This is a genomic window from Secundilactobacillus silagei JCM 19001, assembly GCF_002217945.1.
Taxonomy (GTDB): Bacteria; Bacillota; Bacilli; order Lactobacillales; family Lactobacillaceae; genus Secundilactobacillus; species Secundilactobacillus silagei.
The window spans coordinates 38,639-57,637 of the sequence record NZ_BCMG01000009.1 but is presented as its reverse complement, the minus strand read 5'-3'; the positions used below and the strand labels follow the sequence as shown (position 1 = coordinate 57,637).

Genomic DNA, 18,999 nt, shown 5'->3' with positions numbered 1-18,999 from the left:
TTGTATCATTCTGACTCAAGCATAGGACAACAGCACTATCATAAAAATACCTATTTACTGTTGTTTTCTTCCTCATCCGTTTGCAAGACCGCCATAAACGCCTCCTGAGGAATATCCACTGTCCCCACAGACTTCATGCGCTCTTTCCCACGTTTTTGCTTTTCCAGCAACTTGGCACGCCGGTCGGGATCACCAGTATGGATCCGGGCGGTAACATCCTTACGGTAAGCCTTGATCGTGGTCCGGGCAATGATTTTAGCACCAATCGCCGCTTGAATCGGAATTTCAAAGTTTTGCCGGGGAATGATCTTCTTTAACTTAGTGGCAATATCACGGCCACGTTTCTCAGCGAACTGCCGGTGAGAAATGAAACTCAACGCATCGACCTTATCACCATTGAGCAAAATATCGATCTTAACCAGGTCACTTTCACGGTAGCCGTCTAATTCGTAATCTAACGATGCATAACCCTTTGTAGAAGACTTCAATTTATCAAAGAAATCAAAGATGATTTCGGACAGTGGCATCTTATAGACGACATTTACCCGGTAATCGTCCAAATACTCCATCGTCACGAACTGCCCACGCTTATGCTGGCACAGTTCCATGACTGGGCCAACATAGTCGTTAGGCGTCATAATCGTGGCTTTAACAAAGGGTTCTTCAATCGTTTTAACCGCTGAAGTATCCGGCATTTCAGAAGGGTTCTCCACTTCCTTGACCGTACCGTCAGTTAGATTAGCCCGATACGTCACGGATGGCGCCGTGGTAATGAGTTCGAGGTTAAATTCCCGTTCCAGCCGTTCTTGAACCACGTCCATATGCAGCATGCCCAAGAACCCGCAACGAAAACCAAAGCCCAGTGCTTGCGAAGATTCGGGTTCAAATGCCAGTGCAGCATCATTAAGCTTCAACTTTTCCAGCGCTTCACGCAGATCTTGGTACTTGGCATTGTCAGTTGGGTAGAGCCCCGCATAGACCATGGGCTCCATTTCCCGGTAACCGGGTAACGGCTTGTCTGCTGGATTATCCGCACTGGTAACAGTATCACCCACTCGAGTATCCGTGATGTCTTTGATGCTGGCGGTGATATAACCAACTTCGCCGGCAATCAGCTGATCACGTTTCAGTGGCTTCGGTGAGTTCACCCCAACTTCAGTCACTTCGTATTCCGAACCGGAGTTCATCAATTTAATTTTATCGCCGGGTTTAACGGTCCCTTCAAACAAGCGGACACTCAAAACAACCCCGCGGTAATCATCGTAAATGGAGTCAAAGACCAACGCCCGCAACGGTGCTTCCAGATCACCATCCGGTGCCGGGATCTTGTGAACAATCTGTTCCAGCAGGTCTTCGATACCAATGCCTTTTTTAGCACTGGCCATGACCGCATCCGAAGCGTCGATACCGATGACATCTTCAATTTCTTTGCGGACTTTTTCGGGTTCAGCTGATGGGAGATCAATTTTATTGATCACTGGCAGAATTTCCAAATTATCGTCGATTGCCAAATAAACGTTGGCTAAGGTTTGGGCCTCGACCCCCTGAGCAGCATCAACGACTAACACCGCGCCTTCACAGGCAGCCAAACTCCGTGAAACTTCGTACGAAAAGTCCACGTGCCCAGGGGTGTCGATCAGATGAAACTCATAGGTATGGCCATCTTTGGCGTCATACGTCAATTCAACCGCGTTTAACTTAATCGTAATGCCGCGTTCCCGTTCCAGGTCCATATTATCCAAGATTTGGTCTTGCATATCGCGCTTAGCAACGGTATCCGTCATTTCCAAAATGCGGTCAGCTAAAGTCGACTTCCCGTGATCGATATGAGCGACAATTGAAAAATTCCGGATGTCTCGTTGGTGCGCCTTCATTTGTTCAAGATCCATTTGCATTTCTCCTACCTTTTAATTTCAAACATATTATTTATTATAACAGAAACCAAGGATAACCACCCATGACGGCCGGTTAAAATTCACCCGGAAACATCAAAAAGTCGCGTGGTCAATGATCGACCATGCGGCTTTTTGTTCGTCCGTTAGAGTAAGTGGTCATCACTCCGCTGAACTAATTATCAAATGCATCTTTCATCTTGTCAAAAAAATGACCTTTACCGTTGCCAACTTTCTCACCGCTGGCTTCGGCATATGCTTTTAATGCCACTTTTTGTGCTTTATTCAGGTTCTTTGGTGTAGCAATCTTGACGGTGACACGCTCGTCACCAGTACCGTTACCACGCAGACGCGGAGCCCCTTTACCCTTCAAACGGAAGACTGAACCAGTTTGCGTTCCAGCCGGAATCTTCAGCTTAACGTCACCGTGAACCGTTTGAACGTTAATTTCATCACCCAATGCCGCCTGCGTAAAGCTAATGTCTTTGTCCAAGTAGATATCAGCACCATCACGGGTGTAGACCTTACTTGGTTGGACACTGAACAGGATAAACAAGTCACCATAAGGGCCACCGTTTTCACCGGCTTCACCCTGGTTTTGCAGCCGCATTTGCTGACCGTCATCCACCCCAGCTGGGATATTGACTTCAACTTCATGCCGCTCTTCCTCGTGGCCAGAGCCGCCACAAGTTGGGCACTTTTCCTTAATTTCTTTACCAGTACCATGACAGACTGGGCAAGGCTGCTGACTGCGCATCCGGCCCAATGGTGTATTGGTTTCCGTCGTCACGTAACCAGAACCGCCACAGTTGTGACACGTTTCTGGACTGGTACCAGGCTTGGCACCACTACCGTGACAGGTATGACATTGTGCTTGACGATTATACTTGATCTTGGTCTTCTTACCAAAGATCGCTTCTTCAAACTTCAGTGTCATTTCATACTGCAGATCACGTCCCGGTTGCGGTGCATTCGGGTTGCGACGGCCACCGCCGCCACCACCGCCAAAGAATTGGCTGAAAATGTCTTCGAAACCGCCACCGCCGAAACTACCGCCAGCATCACCAAAGCCGCCGAAGCCACCGGCGCCACCAGCACCAGCGCCACCAAAGCCTTGGGGACCATCGGCTGAGCCGTATTGATCGTAGTTCGACCGTTTTTGTTCGTCGCTTAAGACCTCATAAGCCTCAGTGATCTCTTTAAATTTCTCTTCAGCACCAGGCGCCTTGTTAATATCGGGATGGTACTTCTTTGATAATTGGCGGTAGGCCTTTTTAATCTCAGCTTGGGACGCATCTTTTGAGACCCCAAGCACTTCATAATAATCTTTACCAGCCATGTTAACCTCCTAAAAGTAAGCATTGCGTGCACCGTCATTTTCAATCATAACGATTCACGACAGTGTATTTGGCCTATTTGAAATGACCGTTTTTCACTTAAATGATCATTTGAACCAATAATCGTTCACTCAAATAGAATAGCATAATTCCATCAAAACAAAAAGCCAAAGCCCGCGTTTGAGCCTTGACTTCCTGTCTGCTATCTAGTTAATCATTACTTCTTATCTTTATCATTAACTTCCGAGAAGTCACCGTCAAAGGTCTTACCGTCGCCCTTGTCATCTGTCTTACCAGATTGATCATCAGACTTAGCACCGTTTGCGCCGGCATCAGCCTTAGCACCATCTGCACCCTTAGCGCCCTTTTGATCTTGAGCTTGTTGATAAAGTTTAACTGAAAGGTCTTGAACGATCTTGTTCAAGTCGTCCTTCTTCGTCTTCATTTCTTCGACGTTGTTATCTGATTGGGCCTTCTTAAGGGCATCACGTGCGTCCTTAGCCTTCTTGATCTCATCGTCTGAAACTTTACCCTTAACTTCGTCCAAGGTCTTGTCAACAGTGAAGAGTAATTGGTCAACTTCGTTCTTTAAGTCGGCTTCTTCCTTACGCTTCTTGTCGGCCTCTTCGTTTTCTTGGGCTTCCTTCATCATCTTGTCGACTTCTTCGTCAGACAGGCCACCAGAACTCTTGATGGTAATCTTTTGTTCCTTATTAGTTCCCTTATCCTTGGCTGAAACGTTAACGATACCGTTACGGTCAATATCAAAGGTAACTTCGATCTGAGGAACACCACGAGGTGCAGCTGGAATGTCAGCGAGCTGGAAGTTTCCTAATGTCTTGTTATCAGCAGCCATTGGCCGTTCACCTTGCAGCACGTGAATATCAACGGCTGGTTGGTTGTCAGCAGCAGTACTGAAGACTTGTGACTTGCTGGTTGGAATGGTTGTGTTACGGTCGATCAGCTTAGTGAAGACACCACCCATGGTTTCAATACCAAGTGAAAGTGGGGTAACATCCAGCAAAACAACGTCCTTAACATCACCAGTTAAGACACCGCCTTGAACAGCAGCACCTAAAGCAACGGCTTCGTCAGGGTTGATCGAGTGGCTAGGTTCCTTGCCAGTCCACTTCTTAACGGCTTCTTGAACGGCTGGGATCCGAGTTGAACCACCGTTTAAGATGACAACGTTAATGTCATCAGCAGATAATTTAGCATCCTTTAAGGCGTTTTCAACTGGAACACGGGTCTTTTCAACTAAGTCAGAAGTTAATTCGTTGAACTTAGCACGGGTCAACGTGGTCTCCAAGTGAAGCGGACCATTGTCGCCGGCAGAAATAAATGGCAAGCTGATTGATGATTCAGTGACACCGGATAAGTCCTTCTTAGCTTTTTCAGCAGCTTCCTTCAGCCGTTGCATCGCCATCTTATCTTTAGAAAGGTCAATGCCGTTATCAGCCTTAAATTGGTCGATCATCCAGTCCATGATGCGCTTATCGAAATCATCACCACCAAGGTGAGTATCACCGTTAGTAGAAAGGACATCGAACACGCCGTCGCCTAAGTCAAGGACGGAAACATCAAAGGTCCCACCACCAAGGTCATAAACCAAGATCTTTTCATCAGCATCCTTCTTATCAAGGCCATAAGCTAATGAAGAAGCGGTTGGTTCGTTGATGATCCGCTTAACGTCTAAGCCAGCAATCTTACCGGCATCCTTAGTCGCTTGACGCTGAGAATCGTTGAAGTAAGCAGGAACGGTAATAACCGCCTGGGTGACCTTGTCGCCAATGTAATCTTCAGCAAATTCCTTAATGTACTGCAAAATGTCTGCAGAAATTTGTTCTGGGGTGTAATCCTTACCTTCAATGGTAACTTTGTAGCCCTTTTCACCCATGTGACTCTTGATTGAAGAAACCGTGTTAGGATTAGTGATCGCTTGACGCTTAGCCACAGCACCAACGGATGGTTTACCATCTTTAAAAGCGACAACTGATGGCGTCGTACGGCCACCTTCTGGATTAGGAATGATCTTTGGTTCGTTACCTTCCAGAACCGCTACCGCTGAGTTCGTAGTACCTAAGTCAATACCAATAATTTTATTACTTGCCATGAATAATTTACCCTCTTTATTTAAATTAGATTCAAATTGATTACGTTATTGTGCAACCATTACCATCGCTGGACGTAAAATTCGGTCTTTCAAACGGTAACCCTTTTGCAGGACCTTAGTAACATGGTCTTTTTGATCATCAGATTCTGCCGCTACCGTTTGAACAGCTTGGTGAATATTCGGATCGAACTTTTCGCCTTCAGCCTTGATTTCAGTCACGCCATTACTGGTTAAGGCATCCATCAAGTGCTTTTGAACCATTTCAATTCCCTTTTTCAACGACTCAGCCTGTTCGCCTTCAACCGGCGTACTCAAAGCGCGTTCCAAATTATCCAGTGCCGGTAAAATATCATGTGCCAATTGCTGGCCATCATACTTGATTAACGCAGCCTGGTCTTTTTTATTGCGCGCCTGAATATTCTGAATCTCAGCTTCAGCCCGAAGATATTGATCAGAAGCCTTGTCTAACTGCTTTTGCAAGCTGCCGACTTGTGCGAGCGCTTTTGTCAAAGCGTCATCTGCGGACTTCTTCTTACCCGTTGAGGCTGATCGATCAGCTGACTTGCTTGCGTCAGCTGAAGATTGCTGGTCGTCTACCTGTGCGTTTTTTGCAGCGGATTTTTTGGTGTCTTTTTGCTTATCCGCCTTTTTATTTGCTGCTTGGTCTGCTTTATCTTCAGCCACTATAACACCCCTTTACTACTGATCAAAATATCGATAATAATCGATGAGTCGCTGCGCTAGCTCTTGCCGAAAAGCACCAACTAAACCAATCATCCGCGAGTACGGCATCCGCGTCGGCCCTAAAAGAGCAATGACGCCGGTACCATGATTCCCCGCATCATAGGTGGCAGTGATCAAACTGTAATCCTTTAAGATATCGTTGGTCATTTCACTGCCGATCTTCACCTGAATGTGATCAGTGGGCTGGCCTAAAACGTCGGCCATATCATCACTGTGATCCATTAAGGTATACAACGACTTTAATTCATCCACGTCATTACTGTCAGAAAAGTTCAGCAGATTCAGACGGCCGCCAACGTAGAACCGCTCCTGAGCGGCCTTGGTCAGCACGTCGCCAAAGATCTTGAGGAACCCTTCAGGCTGCTGCAAATAATGGGCAACCTGCATGGGGATATCCGACTTCAGTGCGGTTAACACCTCGTCTAGCGGTTTGCCGACTAACTGGTCGTTAATCAGGCGCACCACCGCTTCAAGCTGGTCACCAGTGATCTTAGACGTGATATTGAACGTTTGTGATTCAACATCGCCGTTATCCGTCACCAGTACGGCCATCACTTGCCGCTTACCCAATGGCACTAACCGAAAACCGCTTAACCGGCTTTGCTTATGCTCCGGTTTAAGTGAAAAGGCGGTATATGACGTTAAATTCGATAAAATTTTCGCCGATGTTTCAATAATTTCGTCAATTTTAAGAAATTGACCTTCAAGTGAAGACTTAATGATATCAATGTCGTTGGCTTTGATTGGATCCGGCTGAACCAAATGATCCACGTAATAACGATAGCCCTTCACGGAAGGGATCCGGCCGGAAGAAGAATGGGTCTTCGCAATCAAACCCAGCTCTTCTAGAGCGGCCATCTCGTTACGCACCGTCGCCGAGCTCACGTGCATCGGTAACTGTGCTGCTAGCGCCTTCGAACCCACAGGAACGCCACTGCTCGTATAATCACGAACAATTGCTTTTAAAATCATATTCTGTCTGTCCGTTAACGTGATCATCACCTCTTTTTAGCACTCCCATAGTACAAGTGCTAAGACACATATATAATGTATCAAACACTGTTTTTTAAGTCAAGTATTCAGCTAACATTTTTAGCAATTAATTCATTCGAGTGCTAATTTGGTGATCGGATGCGCCTCAAAATAAGCTTTGGTATCCTGAGCATCCTGATTTAACTGCTGAATCAATCCCGCAACTGAGTCAAACTTAATTTCGCCGCGTAGTCGGTAATCCCACTCAACGGTCACAATTTCACCGTAAATGGCTTGCTTAAAATCTAATAGATAAGCTTCAACGGTCACCGGACGCCCTTCGCCAAAGGTCACGTTACGGCCGATCGACGTCATCGCCTGATACCATTTGCCGTTCACTTTGACCCGGGTCACGTAAACGCCGATTCCTGGTAGCCAATACTGCGCATCATGGCTGACATTAGCAGTTGGAAAACCCAGCGTGCGTCCTCTGGCCTCACCGTGCATGACGGTCCCCGTAGTTTGATACCGGTAGCCTAACAGGTCATTGACCGTCTTAAGATCACCCTGGTCCAAATTGTGGCGAATTCGCGATGAACCGATTTTTTTCGACTGCAGCTCCTTTTCACCAACGACCACGATTTCAAAGCGATTCTGGGCATATTTTGGCAATTTGTCCATCGTCGCCACATCTTTTGGTCCGTAGGTATGGTCATAACCCGCAACCACTACCGCAGCGTGCAGGCCAATCAGGTAATGATCGACAAATTCTTGCGGTGTCTGAGCCGCAAACTGGCTGGCAAAGTTGACTTGATACACAATGTCTACGCCCAGCTGTTCAAAAAGCGCCATTTTGCGTGCATTAACCGTTAAATAACGGTTGCGTTCCGGGGTCAATTTTTGATAAACCAGCGCCGGATGATGATCATAGGTCAAAACGGCGAGCGCTAACCCGCGTTCATCCGCAATGGTGCGAGCTCGGTTGATCACTGCCTGATGGCCGCGATGCACCCCATCAAAGAAGCCCATCGCCAAAACCACCGGTCGATCAATAACTTTGGCCGCTGTTAATGGATGATGAATCTGAATGACTCGCATATTATTGTCCCAACTTTCTACTTAATACTAAACATTTTTAATGGTTTATACCGGTTTTCCACCCGTTGATATAGACACTTGATCTGCCCTTGATACTTGAGTGAAATGATTGGTGCATCCGTATCGACTTCATCCGGCAGCAGCCAAACACCATGCTGCACAACGGACCAGATCTCATCGGAAATCTCAATGGTGGGATACTGGGTCAATACCCGGTCGATGGGATACAGAAAATCCGCTGTACCATTAGCTATCTGTTCTCGTAGCGTGTCTAACGAAATCGTTTCATCGATCTTAAAACCGCCACTCTCAACTCGGGTCAACGATGACATTACGGCTGGCAGACCCAGGTCAGTCCCAATTTGAACGGCTAACGTCCGGACATACGTCCCCTTAGTGCAGGCCACTTCAAAATCAAAGCGCTGGGTGCCGGCCTTCGCGTCAAACTGACTGTCACTGGTCCGTTTAAAGTCCAAAATCGTGATTGTTCGAACAGGTCGTTTGACCGGTTCACCCGCTCGCGCATAGTCGTACAGTTTTCGGCCGTTCACCTTAACGGCCGAATACATGGGCGGTACCTGGTCCAATTCACCGACCATGCCGGCCATAACGGCATCGATCTGTGCATCAGCCACCGGTTTAGCCATGGTCACACGCTTAATTTCCGCCCCGTCTAAATCCTCTGTTTCGGTGGCAAAACCTAACGTCACACTGCCACGATAAACTTTTTTATGGGTCATCAAATAATCGACGACCTTAGTGGCACTGCCTACACAAATCGGCAGCACCCCATCCACATTGGGATCTAACGTCCCTGAATGGCCAACTTTTTTCATATGAATAATTTTACGTACGTGATTCACGCAGTCATGACTTGTCATGCCCCGTTCTTTATATAGTGGAATAATGCCATCCATATATGACCACTCCATTTCGTATAAACTGTCTAACTTTGCCATTATATCACGTGAGTACGTGATAACGACACGAAAAAAGTCGTCCGCAGAACTTTCTGCAGGCGACTTTTTTCAATTACCGATTAGCGTCGTCACGGTGAAGCTTATTGAGCAATTCATCGATGTGACTCCCATATTGGACGGATTCATCACGTTCAAATGTCAGTTCCGGCACCTTGAAAATATTCAAGCGGGAACCTAATTCACTACGGATCAATCCAGTGGCTTTAGTTAATCCCTGAGCAGCTTTTTCACCATCAGAAGCCTTATCAGACAAGATACTGTAATAAATCGTCGCCTGCTGATAATCACCAGTGGCAACAACACCAGTCACGGTGATGCCCTGTACTCGCGGATCGCGAACCCGTTTCAGTAAGATATCGTTAACTTCTCGCTGAATTTCTTGTTCTAGCCGTCCTAGACGATAATGTGCCATATTCTAACACCTCGTTAGCTCTTTATTCTATTGGAACTTCCTTCATAATGTAAGCTTCAACAACGTCACCGACTTTAATGTCGTTGTAATTCTCAATGGTCAAGCCTAATTCATGGCCCTGTTTAACGTCTTTAACGTCATCTTTAAACCGTTTCAAACTACCTAATTTACCTTCATAAACGACCACTGAGTCACGGATCAAACGGACATCGCTGTCACTGGTAATGTGACCGTCAGTCACCATACCACCGGCAATCGTCCCAATCTTAGAAGCCTTGAAGATCTCACGAACTTCAATTTCACCAATGACTTCTTCTTTATAGGTTGGTTCAAGTTTACCCTTCATCGCGTGTTCGATTTCATCGATGGCGTTATAGATAACCCGGTGCAAGCGAATATCCACGTTGTCAGAGTCAGCTTGGGCTTTGGCCTGTGGTGTTGGCCGTACGTTGAACCCAATGATGATGGCGTTACTTGCTTCAGCCAACGTCACATCACTTTCGTTGATCGCACCAACGGCAGTATGGATGATGTTGACCCGTACACCTTCAACTTCGATCTTGTTCAGACTATTAGCTAATGCTTGAACAGAACCTTGAACGTCAGCTTTGATGATCAGGTCGATTTCCTTCATTTCTCCCTCTTTCATGGTATCAAAGAGGTTATCCAAGGTGACCGTATTCTTCGAGCGACGTTCTTCCATTAAGGCATTCTTAGCCCGTTCTTCACCAGCTGCACGAGCGGTCTTTTCATCGTCAAAGACAACGAAACGATCCCCGGCTTCTGGCACATCACTTAAACCAGTAATTTCAACTGGTGTGGATGGTAAGGCCTTTTTAATGGCTTTACCATTTTCATTTTCCATGGTCCGAACTTTACCAAAGGTATTCCCAACCACGATTGGATCACCAACGTGCATGGTACCTTGTTGAATCAAGAGCGTGGCTACAGAGCCCTTGCCGGGATCCAACTTGGCTTCGATGACTGAACCAGCAGCGTGTTGCTGTGGGTTAGCCTTCAATTCCATCACTTCAGCTTGCAGTAAGATCATGTTCAGCAATTCATCAATGTTCTTACCGAACTTAGCTGAAATCTGAACGAAGATCGTTTCACCGCCCCAATCTTCTGGAATCAGACCGTATTCAGTCAATTGTTCCATGACGTGGTTTGGATTTGCACCTGGCTTATCGATCTTGTTGACCGCCACAATGATTGGTGTCTTAGCGGCTTTAGCATGGTTGATAGCTTCAATGGTTTGCGGCATAACCCCATCATCGGCAGCAACGACTAAGACCGTAATATCGGTAATGTCAGCACCACGCGCCCGCATTTCAGTAAAGGCCGCGTGTCCTGGGGTATCCAGGAAGGTAATGGTCTTACCTTGGTGCTTCACTTGATAAGCACCGATAGCTTGCGTGATTCCACCAGCTTCACCGGCAGTAATGTGAGAATGACGTAAGTGGTCCAGCAGCGTTGTCTTACCATGGTCAACGTGACCCATGATAGTCACAACTGGTGGCCGGGTTTCAAGATGATCGGTATTATTCGATTCTTCTTTAAAGGTCTTGTCAATATCAGCAACATCAACTTCGACCTTTTCCTTAGCATCGATCCCGTATTCTGAAGCCAAAACTTCAATGGTATCCTTGTCCAATGACTGGTTTTGGTTAACCATAACGCCTAACATGAATAACTTCTTCACGATTTCAGCTGGTTCACGGTGAAGAAGCTTCCCAATTTCTTGAGAGTTCATCCCCACTTGATAGATCAAAGTTTCTGGCAGCGCCTTATTCTTACGTTCTGGTGCGCCCTTTGGATGATTCGTTTCTTTGATCCGCTGGTTGCGCTTGTACTTCTTGTTATTGTTGTTACGACGACGATTGTTGTTGCGGTTATTACGGTTGTTTCGGCTATTACGGCCGTTACCGCTGTTTAAGCTGCCACCAAAACGACCGCCACCGCGGTTATTGTTGCTGCCATTACCGTTAGAGTGGTTGTTAGATTGACTGCGGTTGCTGTTGCTTGATTGTGACCGGTTATTGTTGGACTGGCCATGATTAGCTGATTGACTGTGGTTCGTTGATTGGTTGCGGTTATTGGACTGACTGCGGTTAGCCGATTGGTTATTGCTGTGGTTGGTCGACTGGTTGCGGCTGTTCGTTGAATGGTTTTGCCCGTTTGAGCGGTTGCCATTGCTGGACTGTGTCCGATTATGTGCACCAGTATTGTTAGCCTGACCGCTGTGACTGTGCGTGGCTTGGTTATTGTTGCTAGTGGTTTGATGATGGTCACGGTTTTGGGCCGGTTTAGCCGACTGTGCTGCGTGTGCTGGCTTAGCCTGACTTGATTGATGCTTATTAGTTGTTGTTTTATTTTTATTAGAGAAGTTTTCTCGCAATTGTCGTTCCTCGTTGCTTCCTAATGATGACATATGATTTTTAACGTCAAAACCTTTTTCTTGAGCTTTGTCGAGAATGGCTTTACTTGAGACGTTGAGTTCTTTAGCTAATTCGTAAATTCGCTTTTTTCCCATATCTTCACTCTCCTTTGGTATTAACTAGTTCAATTAACTTCCTAGCAAATCCAGGATCTTTTACGCCGTAAGCTGACCGGTTCATACCAGTCGCTTGGCTAAGCTGTTCCCTTGTAAACGCGGTAATTAAGTCAACGTGGTAAAACGTGGCCTTATCACTTAACTTTTTCATGCTGCTGGGGCCGGCATCACTGGCAAGTATCACCACTGAAATGCTCTGGCTGCGAATCGCTTTTAAGACAAATCCCTCACCCGTGACTAACTGATTAGCCCGGCGAACGAGTCCTAAAAGCTGTAAAAAGCGGTTAGGCTTTTCCATCTTCAAAAAGTTTGCGACGCGCTTGCTGATGGTCCACGTAGTCCACCAGGTCATCGTAAAATTTCGCATCGACTTTGGTCTCAAAGACTTGATCAAAAGTCCGTTCCTTTTGCGCCCGTTTAGCAATCGCAACGTCTAATGAAATGTAGGCCCCACGACCTGATTTCTTTCCCGTTGGATCAACGGACACGTTATTATCCTTGTCACGGACGATTCGGACCAAGTCTTTTTTCGGCGCCATTTCACCGGTCACAATGTCTTTTCTCATTGGTACCTTACGTTTCTTCATGTACGCTGACCTCCTTAGTCTTCAGTCCCATCATCCTCAGAATCATCCGGGGTATCTTCAGGTTCTGACGCAACTGTGTTATCGGCTGCGTCAGTCGCAGTTTCGTCAGTAGCCGGTTCAGTTGATTGGTCTGCTTGCGGTGCTTCAGCATCCGTCTCGGTGCTGTCGGTATCATCGCTATCAGTATCATCACTATCAGCAGGCTGGTCCTTATCCTTAAAAATCGTCTCAGCTTCAGTTTCAGACTTAATATCGATCTTATAGCCGGTCAGCTTGGCTGCTAAACGGGCATTTTGACCCCGCTTACCAATGGCCAATGATAATTGATAGTCCGGCACGATCACGGTACATGCCCGTTCGTTGTTCTCATCAAAGACCACGTCGATCACTTCAGCTGGGTTCAAGGCGTTAGCAATGAACTTCGCTTCGTCATCCGTCCATTCGACAATGTCCATGTTCTCGCCATCAAGTTCTGAAACGATAGCTTGAACCCGTTGTCCACGGGGGCCAACACTGGTTCCCACTGGGTCAACATCGGGGTTATTTGAACGTACCGCAACTTTAGCCCGGTCACCCGCTTCACGGGCAATCGACATGATCTCTACGGTACCATCGTAGATTTCCGGAATTTCTTCTTCAAATAACCGCTTCAGCAGTCCTGAATCCGTTCGGCTAACGAACACTTGCGGTCCCTTAGCGGCATTTTCAACACGCGTCACGTACACTTTGATTCGATCGTGCATCCGGTAAGTTTCGTTAGGCATCTGGTCTTGACGGCTCATAACGGCTTCCACGTCACCTAGATTAACGTAAACAAAACGGTTATCCTGACGTTCAACTTCACCAGTAATAATTTCGTTTTCATACTGGCTGTACTGGTCAAAGACCAGTGACCGTTCGGCTTCGTGAACCCGCTGCATGATGACCTGCTTAGCAGTCTGAGCAGCAATGCGGCCGAAGTTTTTGGGCGTTACTTCAAACTTGATATCATCGCCTAATTCATAACCGCGGCTGACTTGCAGTGCATCGTCTAGACTCACTTCCAACCGGGAGTCATACACTTGATCAACGACTTTCTTAACCGCGTAAACATGAACGTCGCCCTTCTTTTGGTCGAAGTCCACTTCAACGTTTTGCGCTTGACCGTAATTCCGCTTGTAAGCAGAGGTCAATGCCGCTTCAAGTGCATCGATCACAATTTCTTTTTTGATACCCTTTTCTTTTTCCAGTGTGTCAAGGGCACCTACTAGTTCTTTACTCATTACGTATAGTCTCCTTTAGCTGTTAAAACTTAATTGCTAATCTTGCTTTGGCAACGTTTTTTCTTGGAATGACCAGGTTTTTCATTCGGCCTTTTAGGTTGATCTTTAAGCCTAATTCATCGGCATTAACAGCGGTCAGTGTTCCTTCAAATGCTTTTTCGCCGTTCATTTTCTGATAAAGCGAAACGTGAACGTAATGATCGACCGCCCGTTCATAGTCAGCTTCTTTTTTCAGCGGCCGTTCAGCACCCGGAGAGGATACCTCCAAGAAATACGCTTGGGGAATTGGATCGGGATCGATATCATCCAGTTTTTCACTTAACTCATCACTCACTAATGCACATTCATCGATCGTAATGCCACCCGGTTTGTCGATGTAGAGCCGTAAGTACCAGCTTTTGCCTTCGTGAACAAATTCCACGTCCACCAGTTCAAAATGATGCGTCTCTACAATCGGTTCCGCCAGAGCCGAAACAATGTCTACGACGTTCTCCAATCTTTTACCTCCAATACCATTTTTCCAATAAAAAGAGCGAGCATCGCTGCTCACTCCTTTCCGAAATATCTACAAGTTGTATGATAGCACAAGCTTAGCATAATAGCAAACCAAAAGCGCGCTGCTATGCCCACTTGGCCTTGTTTTGACTACATCATATCAAACAGACTCAGTTGGTTTTCATCTGGTAATCCGTCCAAAACACCATTATCGGTCATGAATTCGATCAGCGTCTTGGAAACTTTCCCGCGTTTAGCCAGATCTTCCTTTGATAGGAACGGTTTATCTTCACGGGCGGCCACAATCTGCTTAGCCACGTTCAGCCCTAAGCCAGGTGCCGAATTGAACGGTGCAATCAAGGTGTCGCCATCGATCAGCCACTCACTGGCAGCCGATTTTTCAATGTCGATCATCTTGAATTTAAAGCCTCGTTCCAGCATTTCGTTGGCTAACTCCATCACGGTGAGCAGGTTCTTGTCCTTGGTAGAAGCGTCCATGCCCTCATCGTTGATCTCTTTCATCTTGGCCTTAACGGACTCCTTGCCGCGGGCCATGGCCACGACGTCAAAGTCATCCGCACGCACTGAGAAGTAAGCTGCGTAGTAGACCAGTGGGAAGTACACCTTAAAGTAAGCCACCCGCAGCGCCATCAAAATGTAAGCCGCCGCGTGGGCCCGTGGGAACATGTACTTGATCTTCAGACAGGAATCAATGTACCAGTCCGGAACTTCAGATTCGCGCATCTTTTGCTGCCATTCATCGGGAATTCCACGACCGTGACGAACCGACTCCATCACTTGGAAGGACGTTTCAGAATCCATCCCCCAGTTGATCAAGTCGGTCATGATGTTATCACGGCACCCAATGACGTTGGCAATTGTGGCAGTGCCGTTTTTGATCAGTTCTTCCGCGTTACCTAACCACACGTCAGTCCCGTGAGACAGCCCGGAAATTTGTAGCAGTTCTGAATAGTTTTTCGGGTGGGTTTCTTCCAGCATGCCCCGGACAAACCGAGTCCCAAATTCAGGCACGCCCAGCGTCCCCGTCTTGGACTGGATCTGTTCCGGAGTGACGTGCAGTGAATCGGTACCGGAAAACAGTGCCATGACGCCCGGATCATCCATTGGAATCGACTTGGGATCGATTCCGCTTAAATCTTGCAGGGTCCGGATCATGGTGGGATCATCATGACCTAAAATATCAATTTTTAAAATATTGTCATGGATCGAATGGAAATCAAAGTGGGTCGTTTGCCAAGCCGCATTTTGATCATCGGCTGGGTATTGGATCGGTGTGAAATCATAGATGTCCATGTAATCCGGCACAACGATGATCCCGGCCGGATGTTGTCCAGTGGTCCGCTTGACCCCGGTAGCACCCTTGGCTAACCGGTCGATTTCAGCGTTGCGGAAGTGCTTTTCCTTATCCCGTTCATACGCCTTCACGTAGCCGTAAGCCGTCTTATCAGCCACCGTACCGATCGTCCCAGCCCGGTAAACGTTCTTTTCACCGAACAAGACCTTCGTGTAGTTATGGGCGATTGGCTGATAATCCCCCGAGAAGTTCAGATCAATATCAGGCACCTTATTTCCAGTGAACCCTAAGAAGGTTTCAAACGGAATGTTGTGGCCGTCGCCGATCATCAAGGTGCCGCATTTAGGACACTTCTTTTCCGGTAGATCATACCCGGAACTGTATTCACCCTTGGTATAAAACTTCGAGTACTGACAGTTGGGGCAGCGGTAATGCGGTGGCAACGGGTTAACTTCAGTGATCCCAGTCATGGTCGCCACCAGACTGGACCCCACTGAACCACGGGAACCAACTAAGTAGCCGTCCTTGTTACTTTTGGCTACCAGCCGTTGGGCAATCAGATAAATCACGGCGAACCCGTTACCGATGATACTCTTCAGTTCCCGGTCAAGCCGGTGCTGAACGAGTTCTGGCAGCGGATCACCATAAAAGGCGTGTGCCGTGTTCATCGTCCGTTCCCGAATTTCGTCTTCCGCGCCTTCCATCCGTGGCGTGTACAGCTTATCTTTCAGCGGGTGAACGTCATCAATCTCATCAGCGATGGCGTTGGTATTCGTCACCACGATCTCTTTGGCTTTCTCTTCGCCTAAGAAACTGTAATCGTCTAACAGTTCATCAGTGGTGCGAAAATGTGCATCGGGTAGTTCTTGCCGGTTCAGTGGGTTAGCCCCACCTTGTGAATTGATCAAGATCTTCCGGTAAATGGCGTCTTCTGGATTGAGATAATGGGCATCACCGGTGACACACACTGGTTTACCTAATTCTTCACCCAGTTTGACCATGTTCGTTAAAATATCTTCGAGGTTTTTGCGGTTCTGAATCAGCCCGGAATCGATCAATGGCTTGTAAGCGGCCAAGGGCTGAACTTCAAGGTAATCGTAAAACTTGGCTTTATCACGGGCCTCGGCATAGCCCTTTTGCATCATCGCGGTAAAGACTTCACCAGAACTGCAGGCGGAGCCAATCAGCAGACCATCACGCAGTTTCTCAATCTGGCTTCTTGGCATCCGCGGTACCCGGTAGAAGTAATCCACGTTAGACATGGAAACAAGCTTAAACATGTTCTTCAAACCAGCCTGAGTCTGCGCCAAAACAATGGCGTGAGACGGTCGCGCGTGTTTATACGCATCGTTTTCACTCATGTGATCGTTTAACTGGTCGTGGTATTGGATGTGATAGCGGTCTTCTGCATCCTTTAAGAAAATATAGTTCAAATGACCAGTGGATTCCGCATCGTAGATCGCCCGGTGATGGTGTTCCAGAGACACGTGGAACTTCTTGGCCAACGTGTTCAACCGGTACCCCTTCATGTTGGGATACAAGAATCGTGCCAGCGTTAACGTATCAATGATCGGATTAGTAATTTCTGGCAGGTCATAGCGCTGATAGCCGGCATTCATAAAGGCAATATCAAACGTGACGTTATGACCAACGATAATCGCATCGCCGTAAAATTTTCGGAAGAGTTCAAAGACTTCTTTTTCCGACTTTGATCCGTGCACCATATCGTCAGTAATACTGGTCAAATTCGTGGTTTGATCCGACAGATGGAATCCAGGGTCAATAAATTCTTCGAACTGATCAATGACTTCTTTACCCTGCATTTTCACCGCGGAGAGTTCGATCACCCGATCATAGATGGCCGACAATCCGGTAGTTTCAGTATCGAAGACCACGTAGGTTGCGCCTTCAAGTGCCCGGTGTTCATTGTTATACCCGATTGGCACGCCATCATCTACCAGGTTAGCTTCCACCCCGTAGATCATCTTGATGTCGCTTTTCGAGGCCGACCGGTACGCTTCTGGAAAGCCTTGTACCCCAGCGTGGTCGGTAATCGCGATTGCTTTATGACCCCACCGTTTAGCCGTCTTAACAAAGTCAGAAATCGAGTTGGTCGCGTCCATGGTACTCATATTCGTGTGCAGGTGGAGTTCAACACGTTTCTCACCCTCAGGAGCTTTATCCTGACGGGCTGGCACCGTGACTTGGTTAATGTCATAGGCGTTTAACACTAGGTCACGCATGAAATTATCTTCCTGAACGCTGCCACGAACTTTGATCCAGTCACCCTCGTTTAAGCCTTCAAACTGGGCTTCATCGCTTTCATCACGGGAGAATTTCTTCACCGCGATCGAAGACGAATAATCGGTGATCTCCAGAATCATCAATTTTCGGCCGGAACGCAGATCACGAACTTCTTTATTGAAGACGTAACCTTGAACCGTGACTGATTTTTCTTCATCTTCAATGGTTGAAAGCTGAACGGGCTCATCATCAGCCTTGATCTTGCGGCCAATCACAGTTGGACCACTAGCCGGTGCAACCCCCTGCTTTTCCCGCTTTTCGTTAGCCACCTTAATGGCAGCCACGGCTTTTTGAGCCAGCTGCGCATCCGACTGGGCCTTTTGCTGTTTAAATTCCTGAATCTTAGCCTGTGAAGCTGATTCATCAACCATCGTATGAATCGCAAATTTGGGAAAACCCACGGCCTCATACTGATTTTCAATCGGTCCTAATGCTTGGCCTACCAAGAAGTTCTTCACCACTTCATTTTCAGCCATGAAGATCACCCGGTCGTCTTGAACCTTGGGGACTTGATCGCGGCAAAGCTCCTGCAGCAACGGTGAGGTGACCCCACTATGCTGCACGACCCAGTTCCAATAGTCCCCGATCAGCCGGTTATCCAAGTCGGCCTGATCAGTATGAATCTCAAAGTCCACCTTAGCGATTGATTGAAAGGCCTTTTCAAGCTGCCCCGAAAACGTCGTAAACGCTTCGTAGGGTAAGATCGTTGGTAAGTTAAAGTTAAAATGCCAGCGTTTGGACTTTTCATGAACCGTCAGCTTTTCCAGTGCCGCCCCCTTAAAGAATGGCTGGTCAGCCAAATCTGATAATTGGAGTTGCTGTAATAATTTTTCGAATAATGCCTGATGATCTAAGGCCACACCAAACTGCCCCCTTTATTTTTGTTTAGTGCCGTTATTTTAACGTAAAAACGGACCCGAGACAAAACAAAAAT

General features: G+C 47.1%; 14 protein-coding genes. All 14 read right to left on the bottom strand.

What is annotated here, in order from left to right; genetic code table 11:
• Positions 1-50: 50 nt before the first annotated feature.
• The 14 genes from lepA to CES79_RS08775 all read right to left on the bottom strand — a co-directional run bounded on the left by lepA (position 51) and on the right by CES79_RS08775 (position 18,925).
• Positions 51-1,889 carry a translation elongation factor 4 gene (gene lepA, locus CES79_RS08840; protein WP_089136956.1) on the bottom strand — a complete coding sequence of 613 codons (1,839 nt, stop codon included), beginning with the start codon at positions 1,887-1,889 and terminating at the stop codon, positions 51-53.
• A 178-nt stretch (positions 1,890-2,067) separates the two neighbouring features.
• Positions 2,068-3,231 (bottom strand): molecular chaperone DnaJ, encoded by a 1,164-nt coding sequence (gene dnaJ / locus CES79_RS08835; protein ID WP_089136955.1) that lies wholly within the window; start codon positions 3,229-3,231, stop codon positions 2,068-2,070.
• A 215-nt stretch (positions 3,232-3,446) separates the two neighbouring features.
• Entirely contained in the window at positions 3,447-5,342 is a 1,896-nt protein-coding gene (gene dnaK / locus CES79_RS08830) for a molecular chaperone DnaK (protein WP_089136954.1), read from the bottom strand.
• 45 nt (positions 5,343-5,387) lie between these two features.
• On the bottom strand, positions 5,388-6,026 hold the full coding sequence (grpE, locus tag CES79_RS08825; RefSeq protein WP_089136953.1) for a nucleotide exchange factor GrpE: 639 nt from the start codon (positions 6,024-6,026) through the stop codon (positions 5,388-5,390).
• A 15-nt stretch (positions 6,027-6,041) separates the two neighbouring features.
• Positions 6,042-7,085 carry a heat-inducible transcriptional repressor HrcA gene (gene hrcA / locus CES79_RS08820; RefSeq protein ID WP_054655450.1) on the bottom strand — a complete coding sequence of 348 codons (1,044 nt, stop codon included), beginning with the start codon at positions 7,083-7,085 and terminating at the stop codon, positions 6,042-6,044.
• Positions 7,086-7,190: 105 nt separating this feature from the next.
• On the bottom strand, positions 7,191-8,156 hold the full coding sequence (gene ribF / locus CES79_RS08815) for a riboflavin biosynthesis protein RibF (RefSeq protein ID WP_054655452.1): 966 nt from the start codon (positions 8,154-8,156) through the stop codon (positions 7,191-7,193).
• A gap of 17 nt (positions 8,157-8,173) precedes the next feature.
• Positions 8,174-9,073, bottom strand: coding sequence for a tRNA pseudouridine(55) synthase TruB (truB, locus tag CES79_RS08810; protein ID WP_089136952.1), 900 nt, complete (start codon positions 9,071-9,073; stop codon positions 8,174-8,176).
• Positions 9,074-9,188: 115 nt separating this feature from the next.
• A complete protein-coding gene (gene rbfA, locus CES79_RS08805) occupies positions 9,189-9,548 on the bottom strand; it encodes a 30S ribosome-binding factor RbfA (RefSeq protein WP_054655454.1) in 360 nt (119 codons plus the stop codon).
• Positions 9,549-9,570: 22 nt separating this feature from the next.
• A complete protein-coding gene (gene infB / locus CES79_RS08800) occupies positions 9,571-12,081 on the bottom strand; it encodes a translation initiation factor IF-2 (protein ID WP_089136951.1) in 2,511 nt (836 codons plus the stop codon).
• Positions 12,082-12,085: 4 nt separating this feature from the next.
• Positions 12,086-12,454: a L7Ae/L30e/S12e/Gadd45 family ribosomal protein gene (locus CES79_RS08795; RefSeq protein ID WP_225362371.1), complete on the bottom strand. Its 369-nt coding sequence runs from the start codon at positions 12,452-12,454 to the stop codon at positions 12,086-12,088.
• Positions 12,387-12,689, bottom strand: coding sequence for an RNase P modulator RnpM (gene rnpM / locus CES79_RS08790; protein ID WP_089136950.1), 303 nt, complete (start codon positions 12,687-12,689; stop codon positions 12,387-12,389). The genes CES79_RS08795 and rnpM overlap by 68 nt, the downstream gene beginning before the upstream one ends.
• A 14-nt stretch (positions 12,690-12,703) precedes the next feature.
• Entirely contained in the window at positions 12,704-13,951 is a 1,248-nt protein-coding gene (gene nusA, locus CES79_RS08785) for a transcription termination factor NusA (protein WP_089136949.1), read from the bottom strand.
• 22 nt (positions 13,952-13,973) lie between these two features.
• On the bottom strand, positions 13,974-14,447 hold the full coding sequence (gene rimP, locus CES79_RS08780; RefSeq protein ID WP_089136948.1) for a ribosome maturation factor RimP: 474 nt from the start codon (positions 14,445-14,447) through the stop codon (positions 13,974-13,976).
• Between the two features lie 149 nt (positions 14,448-14,596).
• Positions 14,597-18,925, bottom strand: a complete 4,329-nt coding sequence (locus tag CES79_RS08775) for a PolC-type DNA polymerase III (RefSeq protein WP_089136947.1) — start codon at positions 18,923-18,925, stop codon at positions 14,597-14,599.
• Positions 18,926-18,999: the final 74 nt, after the last annotated feature.